This window comes from Exiguobacterium aestuarii (genome assembly GCF_020171655.1).
In the GTDB taxonomy this organism is placed as follows: Bacteria; Bacillota; Bacilli; order Exiguobacteriales; family Exiguobacteriaceae; genus Exiguobacterium; species Exiguobacterium aestuarii_A.
In genome coordinates, this window is record NZ_JAIVAC010000004.1 from 1 (window position 1) to 13476 (window position 13476).

At 49.8% G+C, this 13476-nt stretch carries 17 protein-coding genes, 2 tRNA genes and 1 rRNA gene; 11 read left to right on the top strand and 9 right to left on the bottom strand.

From position 1 onward, the window contains the following. Both rrf and LCM29_RS13625 read left to right on the top strand, forming a co-directional pair. A 5S ribosomal RNA gene (rrf, locus tag LCM29_RS13620) occupies window positions 1-117 on the top strand. 167 nt (window positions 118-284) lie between these two features. After that, window positions 285-1223, top strand: coding sequence for a hypothetical protein (locus tag LCM29_RS13625; protein ID WP_224863441.1), 939 nt, complete (start codon window positions 285-287; stop codon window positions 1221-1223). Between the two features lie 9 nt (window positions 1224-1232). Here the strand turns inward: LCM29_RS13625 and LCM29_RS15330 are convergent, their stop codons facing one another. Both LCM29_RS15330 and LCM29_RS15335 read right to left on the bottom strand, forming a co-directional pair. Then, window positions 1233-1457, bottom strand: coding sequence for an HIT family protein (locus LCM29_RS15330; RefSeq protein ID WP_412093994.1), 225 nt, complete (start codon window positions 1455-1457; stop codon window positions 1233-1235). Continuing rightward, window positions 1448-1609, bottom strand: a complete 162-nt coding sequence (locus tag LCM29_RS15335; protein WP_412093993.1) for a hypothetical protein — start codon at window positions 1607-1609, stop codon at window positions 1448-1450. The genes LCM29_RS15330 and LCM29_RS15335 overlap by 10 nt, the downstream gene beginning before the upstream one ends. Before the next feature lie 50 nt (window positions 1610-1659). Here LCM29_RS15335 and LCM29_RS13635 point away from each other — a divergent pair, with 50 nt between their 5' ends. Further along, window positions 1660-2301, top strand: coding sequence for a uridine kinase (locus tag LCM29_RS13635; protein ID WP_214876702.1), 642 nt, complete (start codon window positions 1660-1662; stop codon window positions 2299-2301). On the opposite strand, the gene LCM29_RS13640 is transcribed toward LCM29_RS13635, so the two are convergent. Further along, window positions 2286-3068 carry a sporulation protein gene (locus LCM29_RS13640; RefSeq protein ID WP_214748859.1) on the bottom strand — a complete coding sequence of 261 codons (783 nt, stop codon included), beginning with the start codon at window positions 3066-3068 and terminating at the stop codon, window positions 2286-2288. The genes LCM29_RS13635 and LCM29_RS13640 overlap by 16 nt on opposite strands. Window positions 3069-3206: 138 nt before the next feature. On the opposite strand from LCM29_RS13640, the gene LCM29_RS13645 reads away from it, so the two are divergent. The 7 genes from LCM29_RS13645 to LCM29_RS13675 all read left to right on the top strand — a co-directional run bounded on the left by LCM29_RS13645 (window position 3207) and on the right by LCM29_RS13675 (window position 6645). Beyond that, window positions 3207-3283 (top strand) — tRNA-Met (locus LCM29_RS13645). A 25-nt stretch (window positions 3284-3308) separates the two neighbouring features. Then, window positions 3309-3385, top strand: a tRNA-Met gene (locus LCM29_RS13650). A 103-nt stretch (window positions 3386-3488) separates the two neighbouring features. Then, window positions 3489-3938, top strand: a complete 450-nt coding sequence (gene tsaE / locus LCM29_RS13655; RefSeq protein WP_074032590.1) for a tRNA (adenosine(37)-N6)-threonylcarbamoyltransferase complex ATPase subunit type 1 TsaE — start codon at window positions 3489-3491, stop codon at window positions 3936-3938. Continuing rightward, a complete protein-coding gene (tsaB, locus tag LCM29_RS13660) occupies window positions 3935-4591 on the top strand; it encodes a tRNA (adenosine(37)-N6)-threonylcarbamoyltransferase complex dimerization subunit type 1 TsaB (protein WP_214697083.1) in 657 nt (218 codons plus the stop codon). Before tsaE ends, tsaB begins: the two co-directional genes overlap by 4 nt. Then, window positions 4584-5045 carry a ribosomal protein S18-alanine N-acetyltransferase gene (gene rimI / locus LCM29_RS13665; protein ID WP_224863443.1) on the top strand — a complete coding sequence of 154 codons (462 nt, stop codon included), beginning with the start codon at window positions 4584-4586 and terminating at the stop codon, window positions 5043-5045. Before tsaB ends, rimI begins: the two co-directional genes overlap by 8 nt. Continuing rightward, entirely contained in the window at window positions 5042-6064 is a 1023-nt protein-coding gene (tsaD, locus tag LCM29_RS13670) for a tRNA (adenosine(37)-N6)-threonylcarbamoyltransferase complex transferase subunit TsaD (RefSeq protein ID WP_214786289.1), read from the top strand. The genes rimI and tsaD overlap by 4 nt, the downstream gene beginning before the upstream one ends. Before the next feature lie 14 nt (window positions 6065-6078). Then, window positions 6079-6645 carry a hypothetical protein gene (locus LCM29_RS13675; protein ID WP_224863445.1) on the top strand — a complete coding sequence of 189 codons (567 nt, stop codon included), beginning with the start codon at window positions 6079-6081 and terminating at the stop codon, window positions 6643-6645. Between the two features lie 43 nt (window positions 6646-6688). On the opposite strand, the gene LCM29_RS13680 is transcribed toward LCM29_RS13675, so the two are convergent. Continuing rightward, complete coding sequence (locus tag LCM29_RS13680) at window positions 6689-7672, bottom strand: zinc-binding dehydrogenase (protein WP_224863447.1); 984 nt, start codon at window positions 7670-7672, stop codon at window positions 6689-6691. Between the two features lie 113 nt (window positions 7673-7785). On the opposite strand from LCM29_RS13680, the gene LCM29_RS13685 reads away from it, so the two are divergent. Next, window positions 7786-8649, top strand: coding sequence for a LysR family transcriptional regulator (locus tag LCM29_RS13685; protein ID WP_224863450.1), 864 nt, complete (start codon window positions 7786-7788; stop codon window positions 8647-8649). Between the two features lie 26 nt (window positions 8650-8675). Here LCM29_RS13685 and LCM29_RS13690 read toward each other — a convergent pair whose 3' ends face one another. The 5 genes from LCM29_RS13690 to LCM29_RS13710 all read right to left on the bottom strand — a co-directional run bounded on the left by LCM29_RS13690 (window position 8676) and on the right by LCM29_RS13710 (window position 13346). Next, complete coding sequence (locus tag LCM29_RS13690; protein ID WP_224863452.1) at window positions 8676-9839, bottom strand: iron-containing alcohol dehydrogenase; 1164 nt, start codon at window positions 9837-9839, stop codon at window positions 8676-8678. 3 nt (window positions 9840-9842) lie between these two features. After that, window positions 9843-10136, bottom strand: coding sequence for a putative quinol monooxygenase (locus tag LCM29_RS13695; protein ID WP_224863454.1), 294 nt, complete (start codon window positions 10134-10136; stop codon window positions 9843-9845). Window positions 10137-10222: 86 nt separating this feature from the next. Next, entirely contained in the window at window positions 10223-10885 is a 663-nt protein-coding gene (locus LCM29_RS13700; protein ID WP_224863456.1) for a type 1 glutamine amidotransferase domain-containing protein, read from the bottom strand. Between the two features lie 155 nt (window positions 10886-11040). Next, on the bottom strand, window positions 11041-11448 hold the full coding sequence (locus LCM29_RS13705) for a hypothetical protein (RefSeq protein ID WP_026824457.1): 408 nt from the start codon (window positions 11446-11448) through the stop codon (window positions 11041-11043). Continuing rightward, window positions 11445-13346, bottom strand: coding sequence for an ABC-F family ATP-binding cassette domain-containing protein (locus tag LCM29_RS13710; RefSeq protein WP_224863458.1), 1902 nt, complete (start codon window positions 13344-13346; stop codon window positions 11445-11447). The genes LCM29_RS13705 and LCM29_RS13710 overlap by 4 nt, the downstream gene beginning before the upstream one ends. Window positions 13347-13476: the final 130 nt, after the last annotated feature.

Genomic DNA, 13476 nt, shown 5'->3' on the forward strand with positions numbered 1-13476 from the left:
TCTGGTGGCGATAGCGAGACGGCCACACCCGTTCCCATGCCGAACACGGAAGTTAAGCGTCTCAGCGCCGAAAGTAGTTGGGGGATCTCCCCCTGTGAGGATAGGACGTTGCCAGGCAACAACAGAGAGGACGACCGAGCATACGCTCGGTCGTTTTTTTTTGTTTCATTGAAACTTTATCTCTTCTTTCCTCGTAGTGAATATGAGAAAGAGGGGATTTTTTTATGAACAATATGTCTCCTTACAGTGATTCATCGGGGAAACAAAACGAGAGGGGAAGCATAATGAAAGATCTTCAGCAAATCCAATTAGACTTACAACAACGTATCGCCGAGCGTGATCGACTTGTCCGCAAACAAAAGACACTTGAAAAACAGCTAAAGGAACATGAAGTGATACGGAAAGAATTGTTGAATACATTTACGAAAGAACAGCGCGATGTTTACGATCTTGAAAGTTTTTCGCTCGTCAATACGTGGCGTAAATTACGAGGCACATTTGATGAGCAACGCATAAAGGAAGTAGAAGAAGCTGCTCGTGCTGAACTGAAATTGCGCGAACACGAGAAGATGATTGATGAACTGACGCTCGAGCATCGAGATTTACAAGAACAGCTCGAGAGATATGAAAGCATCGATACGGAGTGGGAGACCTTCTTAGAAACAAAAGAGGCACACCTAACAAAAGATCCAGCTATTCGCCGAGACCTACATGATCTCACCAATCAACAAGCTCAGACGAATGAACTTATCATCGAATATCGAGAAGCCATTGTTGCGGGTAAGGCAGCACGAGCAACGATTACGAAGACGCTAAAGCATTTAGACAGTGCCAAAGGTTGGTCGACGTATGACACGTTCTTCGGAGGAGGGTTGTTTGCGACGGCAATGAAACATGATGCGTTAGATGCATCCGAGCAGACGATGCATGAACTTCAATCGGCATTGGAACGTTTCTCCCGTGAATTGGCAGACGTCCAAGAAATTGTACAGGAATTACATGTCGATCGAGGTTCACTGATTCAGTTCGCAGATTACTTTTTGGATGATATTTTTTCAGAATGGACGATGCATGGAAGAATCAATGATTCATTAAATCAAGTGAAAGGACTGGATAAGGAAATCAGTCAGTTGATTACGCATATGACGACAAAAATGGAACAGTTGGGAGAAAGACTCGAAGAGGTTGGTGAAAAAAGAAGACAGCTCATCCTCACGCGATGAGCTGCTTATTTACTCCGGTCGTTTTAACCAGTGGCGAAGTCCTTTCCCTGCATGAGGTCCTGCCTCGTAACGAGGAATGACGTGCAGATGGGCATGAGGCACGGTTTGGTTTGATGCAGTGCCGACGTTCCAACCCAGTGTGTATCCGTCAGGTTGAAATGATTGATTAAGGTATTCCTTGGCCTGATGAAGTAATTCATATGTATGTTGCCACTCTAAAGGCGTTAGTCGAATGTCGTTGCGCGGTGTGCTTTCGGGACAATCACGCCCGAGCCGACGAGGATGTCTTGCTCGTGGTCATGCATGAGAAAGTAACAAGAGTCATTCTCGGCAATAATGGTTTGATGTGGATCGAGTGTCGGGTGACAAAATGGACAAGTGGACATGAGATAGATACACTTCCTTTCAATACTAAGTGTACCAAAGGGGGAGAATCATGGAACGACTCATCGATGAAATCGTGCAAAATGTGCAAACAGGACAACGAACGCTGATTGGTATCTCTGGACATGGGGCAGCAGGAAAATCGACATTGGCCGAAAGATTACGGGAACGACTCGGTGATATAAACCTGCTTCACACAGATCCATACATCATCGATTCACAGTTACGGAAACAAACGATACTCACCTATGAACAGAATGGAAAAACCCATCATTATAAGATGACGGCTTGTCATCCAGCTGCGCATCATCTGCTTTCACTCGAGCGTGATGTTCGTATGATTCGAGAGGGAATCGGCTTTTACACAATCGATGTCTCATATTTAGAACGTACGTGGATTGACCCGAAAAAAATGATTACGATTATTGAGGGCATGAGTGTCGCATTTCTAGATCTCTCCTCTTTTGACCAGTCGATTTATCTTTATACGGACGGAGAAACAGAATTTAGACGCAGAGCGAATCGTGATATCCAGGAACGGGGAATGGAAATGGATTACTTACGCGCCTCGCATGACGAAAGACGTATTCAATATGACGTGTTCATGCATCCGTATCGCCATCACTTCCAAACCATCGTCAATACGAGTAAGGATGAAATTCAAATTGAAAAAACCGCTCACGAGGAGCGGTGACTGCGTAGCGTATCTTGAATACCGAGACCGAGCTGTTCTTGCTCACGTTCGAGTTGTTCCCATGTGAGGGAACGATGACGCAATTCGACGTCGGTCGCCATCGACTCGAGCGTGCGCTGAGTCTCGATGTTGTCGAGCCAGTAGTAGAGGTCGATTCCATCTTCATGCAGACGCCAAAATGATTTGACGACCTCAAACTCATCGGCCCACTCACCGACCGGTTTGAACCCATACTTTTCGACGAACGGATAAGGACGCTCTTCTCCGAGCGGGTCAATCACGTTCCGAACAAACATCGGTTCAAGTCCAGCATGAGCCGTTGCGTCGAGCAATCGTTTCAGCTCAGGCATCGGTTCGATTTCAATGTGTTCAATCACGTCAAACCAGACACGTTTCATGTCCTTGTCCCATAACGTCGCCTCTACGCTGTATGGGGCTCCAGCAGACGAAGGGGCATACATCGTCAATTCGAATGAGAACGGAACGTCTTCCTTCGCACCAGGTTCTAGTACGACAGTGAGTGGAATCGGGATTTCTTGAATGTCGGCTTCTCGATTGAATTCATTTCCTTCCATGGTGATGTCTTTAAATGTCGTCAAAAAGTTGAGTGTCAGTTCTTGTAACCGGACGACAGTCGTCGTCGGGTTGGATACGTGCAGGGTCCCGGTCACTACCTGCTTCGGAATGAGTGCTGCCGGGTCAAACGTGATGTCGGCTTCGATCTCCGAAAAGAACCATTTCTTGAATCGGTTTCCCCATTTGGACATGGCGGTCGCGCCCCTTTTCTCTAAATTCTATGCTGTTATACCTGTTCCCGATTCCATTTTTCAAAAAACATTGAGAAAAAGGTTGCTTTTTATAACTGTCTCACTTATTATAGAGGATGTCGAAACAATTCAAACCATCGCGGGGTGGAGCAGTCTGGTAGCTCGTCGGGCTCATAACCCGAAGGTCGTCGGTTCAAATCCGGCCCCCGCAACCAATTTTTATTTAATTTCATATGTCGTCGCGGGGTGGAGCAGTCTGGTAGCTCGTCGGGCTCATAACCCGAAGGTCGTTGGTTCAAATCCAGCCCCCGCAACCAATTTTTAAATGAGATAGCGAAACGATAGCGTTTCGTGTTTTTTTTTGCTTAAAATGAAGTGTACAATGAGTACGTATGAGAAGTGATAAAAGGAGAACCATTCATGTATACATTGATTACGCATTCTGCGGCGGAGACGCAGGCAGTGGCAGAACGTTTGGCCACGCTCGTCGAAGCAGGAACGGTCATCACGTTAAACGGTGACCTTGGTGCCGGAAAGACGACGTTCACACAAGGGTTCGCAAAAGGACTCGGTGTCACACGGAACGTCAACAGTCCGACCTTCACCATTATGAAACAATACAAAGGGCGCTTACCGCTCTATCATATGGATGTCTATCGACTCGAGGATACGGGGGATGACATCGGTCTTGAGGAATATATCAACGGTGACGGTGTCGCCATCGTAGAGTGGTCGAACTTGATCGAGTCTTCTCTTCCGGAAGAACGCTTGGCGATTACGATTGAACGAGTCAGTGATGAAGAACGGAAATTGACACTCGCTCCAACGGGTGAGCGTTACGTTCAAATCGCCAAGGAGGTGCTCGCATGAAGCAATTGATGATTGATACGGCGACGACACGTTTATCTGTCGCATTAAGTGAGGCTGGAGAAATTCAAGCCGAAGCGACGGTCATGGTCTCGAAAAACCATGCGGTCACACTCATGCCGATGATTGAACAACTCATGGCAGCTGTGAAATGGACTCCGAATATGCTCGAACGCATCGTTGTTACGACAGGTCCTGGGTCGTACACAGGGATTCGGATTGGAGTGACGACGGCGAAGACACTTGCTTATACGTTGAACATTCCACTAATCGGCGTGTCTGCCCTTCAACTCATGGCAGCAGCCCCGAATACGGACTTGCCTGTCGTCTCGTTGATTGACGCGCGACGCGGTAACGCTTATATCGGATATTATCAACAGAACAAGGCACTGACGCACGACCAACACGCGTCTGTCGCCGACTGGCTACGACTGAATATCCAAGGACGTTTCCTCGTCGTTGGAGATGTCGAACCGTTCCGTGACGTGTTGAGTGAATATGAGTATGTCGAAGCGCCGGCTGCACATCGTTACGGCCGCGCGAGTGATTTGGTCGTCTTTAGCGATGAGACGAGTGATGTCCATGCGTTTGAGCCAGAGTATTTGCGACTCGCTGAAGCGGAAGCGAAATGGTTAGAGGGTCAAAACAATGGCTGACGTTAAAATTCGTCGAATGACGTGGCTCGATGTCGAAGAAGTGACGAAAGTCGAAGAAGCGTCGTTCTCCATTCCTTGGACAAAAGAGGCGTTCATGAACGAGATGCTTCGAAATGAACAGGCTATTTATTTTGTCGCGGTCCATGACAAACGGGTCGTCGGTTTTGTCGGAGTATGGACAATCGTCGACGAAGGACATATCACGAACATTGCCGTCTTACCTGAATTTCGTGGGCAAGGGATCGGTAATCAACTGTTAGCGGAACTTGTCGCGTTTGCCAAGTCAAAGGGGCTTGTCGGATTGACGTTAGAAGTCCGCGTGTCGAACGTTGGGGCGCAAAAACTGTATGAACAGTTTGGGTTTATGCAAGCCGGACGAAGAAGACGCTATTATCAGGATAATAATGAAGACGCCTATATTTATTGGGCGAAGTTAGGAAGTGACTCAGAATGAACACATCACTGATTCTCTCAATCGAGTCGAGCTGTGACGAGACGTCTGTTGCGCTCGTCAAAGACGGGAAGACGCTATTGTCGAACGTCGTTTCTTCTCAAATTGAGAGCCATAAACGATTTGGTGGCGTCGTCCCTGAAGTGGCGTCTCGTCATCACGTGGAGCGCATCACGTATGTCATTGACGATGCGTTGAGCGAAGCAGGCGTGACGATGGAAGACGTCGATGCGGTCGCGGTCACACAAGGACCGGGTCTCGTCGGTGCCCTTCTCGTCGGCATCAGTGCGGCCAAAGCATTGTCGTTCGCCCATCAAAAACCGCTCATCGGCGTCCATCATATCGCGGGACACATTTACGCGAACGAACTCGTCGAAGAGATGGAGTTCCCACTCGTCTGTCTCGTTGTCTCAGGTGGACATACAGAGCTCGTCTATATGCCAGAACACGGTGTCTTTGAAGTCATTGGTGAGACACGTGATGACGCGGCGGGTGAAGCGTATGATAAAGTCGCACGCACACTCAGCCTCCCATATCCGGGTGGTCCGGCAATTGACCGTTTAGCAGCTATTGGAGAAGATACGTACAACTTCCCACGTGTTCGCCTTGAACCGGGTAGCTTCGACTTCAGCTTTAGTGGCTTGAAGTCATCGGTCATCAACGCCGTACACAATGCGGAGCAACGTGGGGAGACGGTCATCCCGGAAAACTTGGCAGCGAGTTTTCAAGCAAGTGTCGTCGAAGTGCTCGTTGAGAAAGCGATTCGCGCTGTGAAAGAAAAAGGAGCGAAACAATTACTCGTTGCCGGTGGTGTTGCGGCAAACCGTGGACTCCGCGCTGCGCTTCAAGAAGCGACTGCTGCTGAAGGGATTCAACTTGTCATCCCACCACTCGATCTTTGTGGAGACAATGCCGGCATGATCGGGGTCGCGGCACATCACGCGTATGTGCGCGGGAAGCGCGATACACTAGCGATGAATGCGGTTCCTGGGTTATCCTTAGAAGAGAGCATGACAGTCTAGGGGGAAATAGAGACATGACGAAACGCATCATCATTGGAGGACTCATCGTACTACTCGTCGTCGCGACGTTTTTACAAGTACGAGAAATCATCCGCGCTTACAATATCGCCTATCAAGAGGAAATTGTGCCAGAAGAGACACGAGTGAAGTCGTTGACTGGAGAAGAGTCATTAGAAGGTATCGGTCGTGTGACCGGAGAGAATACGCTCATCGAGTCATTATATGGTTACACGAGTGTCATCGACCAAGAGCCAGAGCGTGTGATCGTCGTTGATCGCAATCTCGGCGTTCAGCCAAAAGCGAGCGATGCTTACTATGAAATTGAGCGGGGTCGCGAGGCAACGAAAGAAGAGGCTGCGAAGTTTGACGCTTTGATCGAGGAACTTGACGAACAGCAACTGTTCGCACAAGTCATCTCGACACACGAGGCGCGCTATGTGACGAATGACGAAAAACCGATGACGTTCTATAAAGTGTTCACACGTGACGTCGATACGAACGAGGCGGTCTTCTTTATCGCTGAGGACGGGACGAAGCTCGATTTCCATACGGTGGGATTCCAACCGTTACGATACTTCTAATAAAAAGAGAGGCCAGCGTATTAAACACGCCGACCTCTTTTTTTCATGCCTTCAAATTGGCAACAATCTTCCCGACGACATGTCGGTTCGAAAGTTCGACCAACTTCTTCGGGATATCCGCAAATGGAATTGTCTCTTGAATCATCGGTTGAATCTCACCCGCTGCAAGCAGTTCGAGCATGTGCGTACCGATGCGGACGATGTTCGCTTCGCTCACACGGTCTTGTTGATGATGAATCGCATTGAGTGCGACCTCATGATAGGAGATGACACGTGTGAACGGTTTGATAACACTCATGTCAGGGGCTCCGGCGATATGGGCGATGTGTCCGTTGTAGGCGATAACTTGGAGGGAAGCGGTCGCCGTCTCCCGACCGACGGGATCGATGACGGCATTGACACCGTGACCACTTGTCAGTTCCATCACCCGTTGTTGCCAGTCTTCCGTATTGTAATCGATTGCCTCGTCGGCTCCGAGCTGTTTGACCCAGTCATGGTTACGCGCTGAAGCGGTCGTGATGACACGTTTTCCGAGATACTTCGCCAGTTGAATGGCAAAGCCACCGACACCACCGGCACCCGCGTGAATGAGGATCGTATCGATTGCATTCATCGGAAGTTTTTCAAAAATGGCTTGGTACGCTGTGAATCCAGCTGTCGGTAAAGCGACTGCATCAGCGAACGAGATCGATTCTGGAATCGGGACGACCATGTGCGCCTTGGCACGTGTGAACTCGGCGAAGCCACCCCATTCATTCCAGTTGCTGTGGTAGAGGACACGGTCACCGATCTGTACATTCGTCACGTCATCCGCAACAGCGGCAATCGTACCCGCGACATCGAGCCCGAGTACGTGAGGATATGACCATTCGGGTTTGCCATTGGTAGCCGTTTTATAGTCGACGGGGTTGAGCCCTGCATATTCTCCCTCAATCAATACCTCACCGGAACGAAGCGTCGGTGTATCTACCTCCTCGATTTGCATCGTCTGCCACGTGTTCGGTTCATGTAGTAATAAAGCTTTCATCAAATAGCCACTCCTTATAAATTTATTTATCGATTGATGATTTAAACGTTATTTGTCTTATGATTTACTCCCTTTTATACTGAAGATAATGAATATAAAAGGAGTTTACACAGATGATTGATTTTGAATGGTATCGCAGTTTTATCCACGTGTACCAGCAACGTTCCGTGTCGGCAGCGGCGCGTGTTCGCTTTTTGACCCAACCGGCTGTCAGCCAACATATCGCCGCACTCGAAGCAGAACTCGAAACGTCCCTCTTCACACGGGCACCACGTCAGATGATTCCGACGGATGCGGGGAAGGAACTATACACGCAAGTGGTCGGCTTGATCGACCGTCTTGAAGAACTATCGCTTGAGATGAAATATGTCTCAGGGGAGCAACCGCGTCCCGTGCTCAAGTTCGGTGGACCGACCGAGTTCGTCACACATGAGATTATACCCGCTTTGCCGCTTGATGCTGCACAGTACATCGCAGATTTCGGGATGACAGCAGATTTAATCAAACGCTTAGCAGACGGGGAGCTCGACTTTGTCATCGCAACGAAGCGGATGGAGGAGCCTGGTATCCAATACGTCCCGATTGCCGACGAATCGTTTTTGTTAGTGGCGCCGAACGATTGGGAAATCCCAACCGATGAGTTAAAAGATTGGATGGATCATCAGCCGTGGATCAGTTACGGACTGGAGCTTCCTATCATCCGTCGATACTATCAGACGCAGTTCGGGGAACGCCCAGACATCCGTCCGGAGATGATCTTACCAAACGTCGACGCGATCCTTGCGGCAATCGAATCGAAGTGCGGGATTAGTATCTTACCGAACTATTTGATTCGACACGCACTCGAGCGAGGAAGCGTTCAAATCGTAGCACCGGAGCGTTTTGCGACGAACGTCATTTATCTCGCGCATCGGACCGAGTCGAAGCATGACCCCGTCATCAACCAAGTCATCCAAGCGCTGCAGGATGCAAAATGAAGTAGGGTCCACGTGGGCCCTACTTTTTATAATGCATTTTTTAGGATTGTCGCTACGTCTTGTTGACGGAGCGGGACATACTGGCCGATCTGTTCAGCGACCATCGCCCGTTCTGCCATCAATTCGAGATGCGTGGCGTCAATTTCATAATCACTGAGACGTGATGGTGCACCGATCGATGTCCAAAAGTCTTGTAACGCCTGAACCGTCTCTTCGACGAGCACGTCATCCGATTTGTCGTTCATGTCAATGCCGAAGACGCGTTCACCGAGTTGAATGATGCGTTCAGGACGTCTCTTTCCGACATAGCGAAGCCATTCCGGGAAGAGAATCGCAAGTCCGCCACCGTGTGGGATATCGTAGACGGCAGAGACCGCGTGTTCAATCATATGAGTCGCCCAGTCCGTCTTCACGCCCATCGATAAGGTCCCGTTTAAGGCAAACGTTCCGTTCAACAACATCGTTTCCCGTGCGTCAAAATCATTCAAATTTTCAACGAGGCGAGGTGCCGTTTCCATCATGGTCCGTAAAATCGATTCCCCGAACCGTTCTTGGAGTAGGGCGTTCTCTGAAGCGTGGAAATATTGTTCGAAGACGTGCGACATGATATCGACGATTCCATATACGGTTTGGTTCGCCGGTACACTCAACGTATAGGTCGGGTCGAGTACGCTGAATTTCGGGTAAGTGAGGGGCGAGCCGAACGAGCGCTTATCTTGCGCCTCCCAGTTCGTGATGACGGCTCCACCGTTCATTTCCGATCCCGTTGCCGCCAATGTTAAGACTGTCCCAATCGGTAATGCATCTGTGACGGGGACTTGTCGTGTCACGATATCCCACGGATTCCCGTCATATTTTACACCGGCTGCGATTCCTTTCGCACAGTCAATGACGCTACCTCCACCGACAGCTAGGATGAGGTCGATTTGATGTTCATGGACTAAGTCAATCCCTGTTTGAACTGTCGTTAGACGTGGGTTTGGTTCGACACCAGAAAGTTCGACGACGGTTACGTTCATGTCGGCTAATAGAGCGGTTACTTCCTCATGAAGCCCGTTCGCTTTGATGCTCCCTCCACCGTATAAAAGAAGGACACGGTCCCCGTATCGTGGGATTTCGGTACGGAGTGATTCCAGTTGTCCTTTTCCGAATAAAAGTTTGGTCGGGTTGTGATATTGAAAACGTTCCATTGGTTAATAAACCTCCTTGATTTCTTCTAAGTATTGAACGTCGCGACTAGCGAGAAGTGCCTCTGCTTCTTGGCGATACGTTTGATAGTGGGGTGAGGCGATATGCGCATCGAGTGCCGCCTTGTCGTCCCACTTTTCATAAAAGACGAACGCGTCCGGGTTGCCTTCGACACGGTGTAACGTATAGAAGACACAACCTGCCTCCGCGCGTGATGGGGTGACGACTTGGCGTAAGTGTGTCTCAAGCGCGGACCCGAGACCGGGCTTCGCTTGAATCTGAGCTAATATGGTAATCATCTTCATTCCTCCTCATCTATAAAACCCGCCTGTTTGAGAACAGGCGGGTCGCTCTCTTTCATCGATTGGCAACGAGAAAGAATCGATTAGTTTAACGTGTTGATGACGGCTTTTGCGACAGCAACGGTCGATTGTGGATTTTGGCCTGTTACCAAGTTTTCATCGACTTGAACGTTTTCTGTGAAGTTGTCTGCGAGCACGATGTTCGCACCGAGTTCACGAAGACGCGTTTCAAGCATGAACGGCATGTAGATATCAAGACCTGTCGCACGTTCTTCTTCATCCGTGAACGTCGCAATCGTTTTACCGTTCACGAGTGGTGTGCCGTCAGACAATGTCGCACCGACAAGACCAGCTGGACCGTGGCAGACGGCAGCAACCGTTTTACCTGCTTCAAATAGTGAACGGATCGCAACATTCAACGCTTCACTTTGTGGAAGGTCGAACATCGTTCCGTGACCACCTGGCATGAAGATGGCATCGAATTGATCGAAGTTGGTGATCGTCTTCAAATCAATCGTATCTTCGAGAAGGGGAGCCGTTGCTTGAATGTCAGCCGGTACTTCTCCTTCTAAACTGCGTGCGTCGATTGGAGATTGGCCACCGTTCGGGCTAGCGACCGTGATGTCATATCCTTGTTGTTTGAACTCGACGTATGCCTCGCCAAACTCAGACAACCAAAGTCCAGTCGTGTGACCGTCCTTCATTTCTTTTGCGTTCGTCACGACCATTAATACATGTTTACTCATCTGTCATTCCTCCTAAGAAATCATCCGTTGTTTCGGTACGTGACTAGAATAACGCGCGCTCTAACGAAAAACAAATTAAGAAAAAAAACCTTATCTATAAATAAATTTATACATAAATGAAAAAGCCGTCCCCTTCAAAAAAGAGGACGGACTGTTCAGGCTTTCGGTTGTCGATAATTCTCCCGATGCCACGTGTTGATGCGGCTCACGATGAACACGAGAAGGGCGAGGATCCACATGAAGAGCGTCTCTTCATAAAAGTGGGCCCACACTGATCCCGGTGCATAGAACGTGTGAACCGTCACATCGACCGGCCAGACGACGATACGGATGAAGAGTGTGCTCATGAGCAGACCACTGAAAAGACTGAGTAGAATCCCAGGCCACGTCTGAATGATGAAGCCGATCACGACCGGTAAAAAGTAAAAGAGAATAGACGGGACGATCGTTGGCTCCCCGCGGATGAGTTCCGATACGAACTCAGTCCCGGTTGGTACGATATAGGCCAGTCCCGTGAGAAACGCTTGAATGAACTCGATTCGCATGGCACGTGTACGCATCATGTATGGAGTTCCTCCCATTCCGCATAAAGTGCGGTGATGGATTCTTTCGCTGCGTCCGATTCGGTCGACAACTCCTGGGCACGGGCGAAGTCGTTGAAGACGTCCGGCTCACAAAGCAACTGTTCAATCTCGTCGAGGCGATTTTCATGTTGCTCGATTGCCAGCTCAATCTCTTCGATGCGCTGTTTGATGCGGCGCTCTTCTCGTTGTTGTTCTTTATCGGCACGCTGTTTTTTCACGACGACCTGCTTCGTCTCTTCACGGGCGAGTCGCGCGAGTTCTTCGAGTTCTTCTTTCTTCTCGACGTAGTACGAATAGTCACCGAGATACTCGTCGATGCCGTTCGGCGTGATTTCTAACACACGCGTCGCGAGACGATCGATGAAGTAGCGGTCGTGCGAGACGAAGAGAATCGTACCTGGATAGTCGAGAAGGGCGTTCTCTAAGATCATCTTCGAGTCGAGATCCAAGTGGTTCGTCGGCTCGTCCAAAATGAGGAGGTTCGGTTGCTCAAGCTTCAGCTTGGCCAACGTGAGACGTGCACGTTCGCCACCGGATAGTTCATGGACACGCTTCATGACGTCATCCCCGCTGAAGAGGAACTGTCCGAGAAGACTCCGCACTTCTTGCTCGCGCATGAGCGGCCAGTCGTTCCAAATCTCGTCGATGACACGGTTCGCGTCCGACAAGTTTTGTTGTTCCTGGTCGTAATAACCGATCTCGACGCCGGTTCCGTAACGAATCTCACCCGTGAGGGCGGCTTGTTGTTTCGTCAATACTTTGAGAAGTGTCGATTTTCCGACCCCGTTCGGACCGACGAGAGCGACAGATTCCCCGCGCTGTAGCTGGAAACGGAGATTTTGGGCGATCGGTTCTTCATACCCGATGGCGAGGTCACTCGTGCTCAACACATCGTTCCCGCTCTGTCGTTTGATGTAGAACGAGAGGACAGCACTGCGTTCGTCACCGTCCGGAGCATCAAGGCGGTCGACTTTCTCCAGACGTTTTCGCACGCTTTGCGCCCGTTTCGTCGTCGTCGCCCGGGCGATGTTTCGCTGAATGAAGTCCTGCATCTTGGCAATCTCTTCTTGCTGCGACTCAAACTGCTTCTTCTCTTGTTCGTAGAGAGCGGCCTTTTGTTCGAGATACTTCGTGTAGTTCCCGACGAAGCGGCGGCTCCGATGACGTGACAGCTCATAGACAACCGAGACGACGCGGTCGAGGAAGTATCGGTCGTGGGAGACGATGAGGACGGCACCTTTATAGCCGCTCAAGTACTTCTCTAGCCAGGCGAGCGTCTCGATGTCCAAATGGTTCGTCGGCTCGTCCAAGATGAGCAGGTCGGGACTTTGAAGGAGCATCTTTGCCAAGGCGAGACGTGTCCGTTGTCCACCAGAGAGGGTGTCGATCCGGCGCTCGAAGTCGTCCGGATAGAAGCGCATCCCGTGAAGGACCGAGCGGATCGTCGCTTCATACTGGTAACCGCCGCGCTCTTTGAACGTGTGCTGCTCTTCATCGTAAGAGGAGAGGAGGCGTTCGTACGCAGCGGCGTCGTTTAGAATCCGTTCGGATCCCATGTCGGCCTCCATGCGACGGAGCGTCTTCTCTTGCTCGATCAAGTCCGTGAAGACGGTGAGCATCTCGTTCCAGATCGTCTCGTCGGATTCGAGCCCTGAGTCTTGGGCGAGATAGCCGATGGTGACGTCTTTTGGTTTCATGATGTCCCCAGAGTCATAGTTATATTCCCCGGCGATTACTTTCAAAAGCGTCGACTTCCCAGCCCCGTTTCGGCCGACGAGGGCGACGCGTTCGCCTTCTTGGATTTCGAGTTTGACGTTTTCTAAAATCGGCTCGACGCCGAAGGATTTGGATAAGTTATTGACTTGCAGTAGGATCAAGTGAAAAAACCCCTTTCTCTCTATTTAGTATACTGTATTTTTCAGCGATTTTAGGTATATTCGTTGAGTGGTCATGTGAATTCGTTTACAATCAAGGTGTATGAAATTCAGATTCGTTTGTAACGTGTCG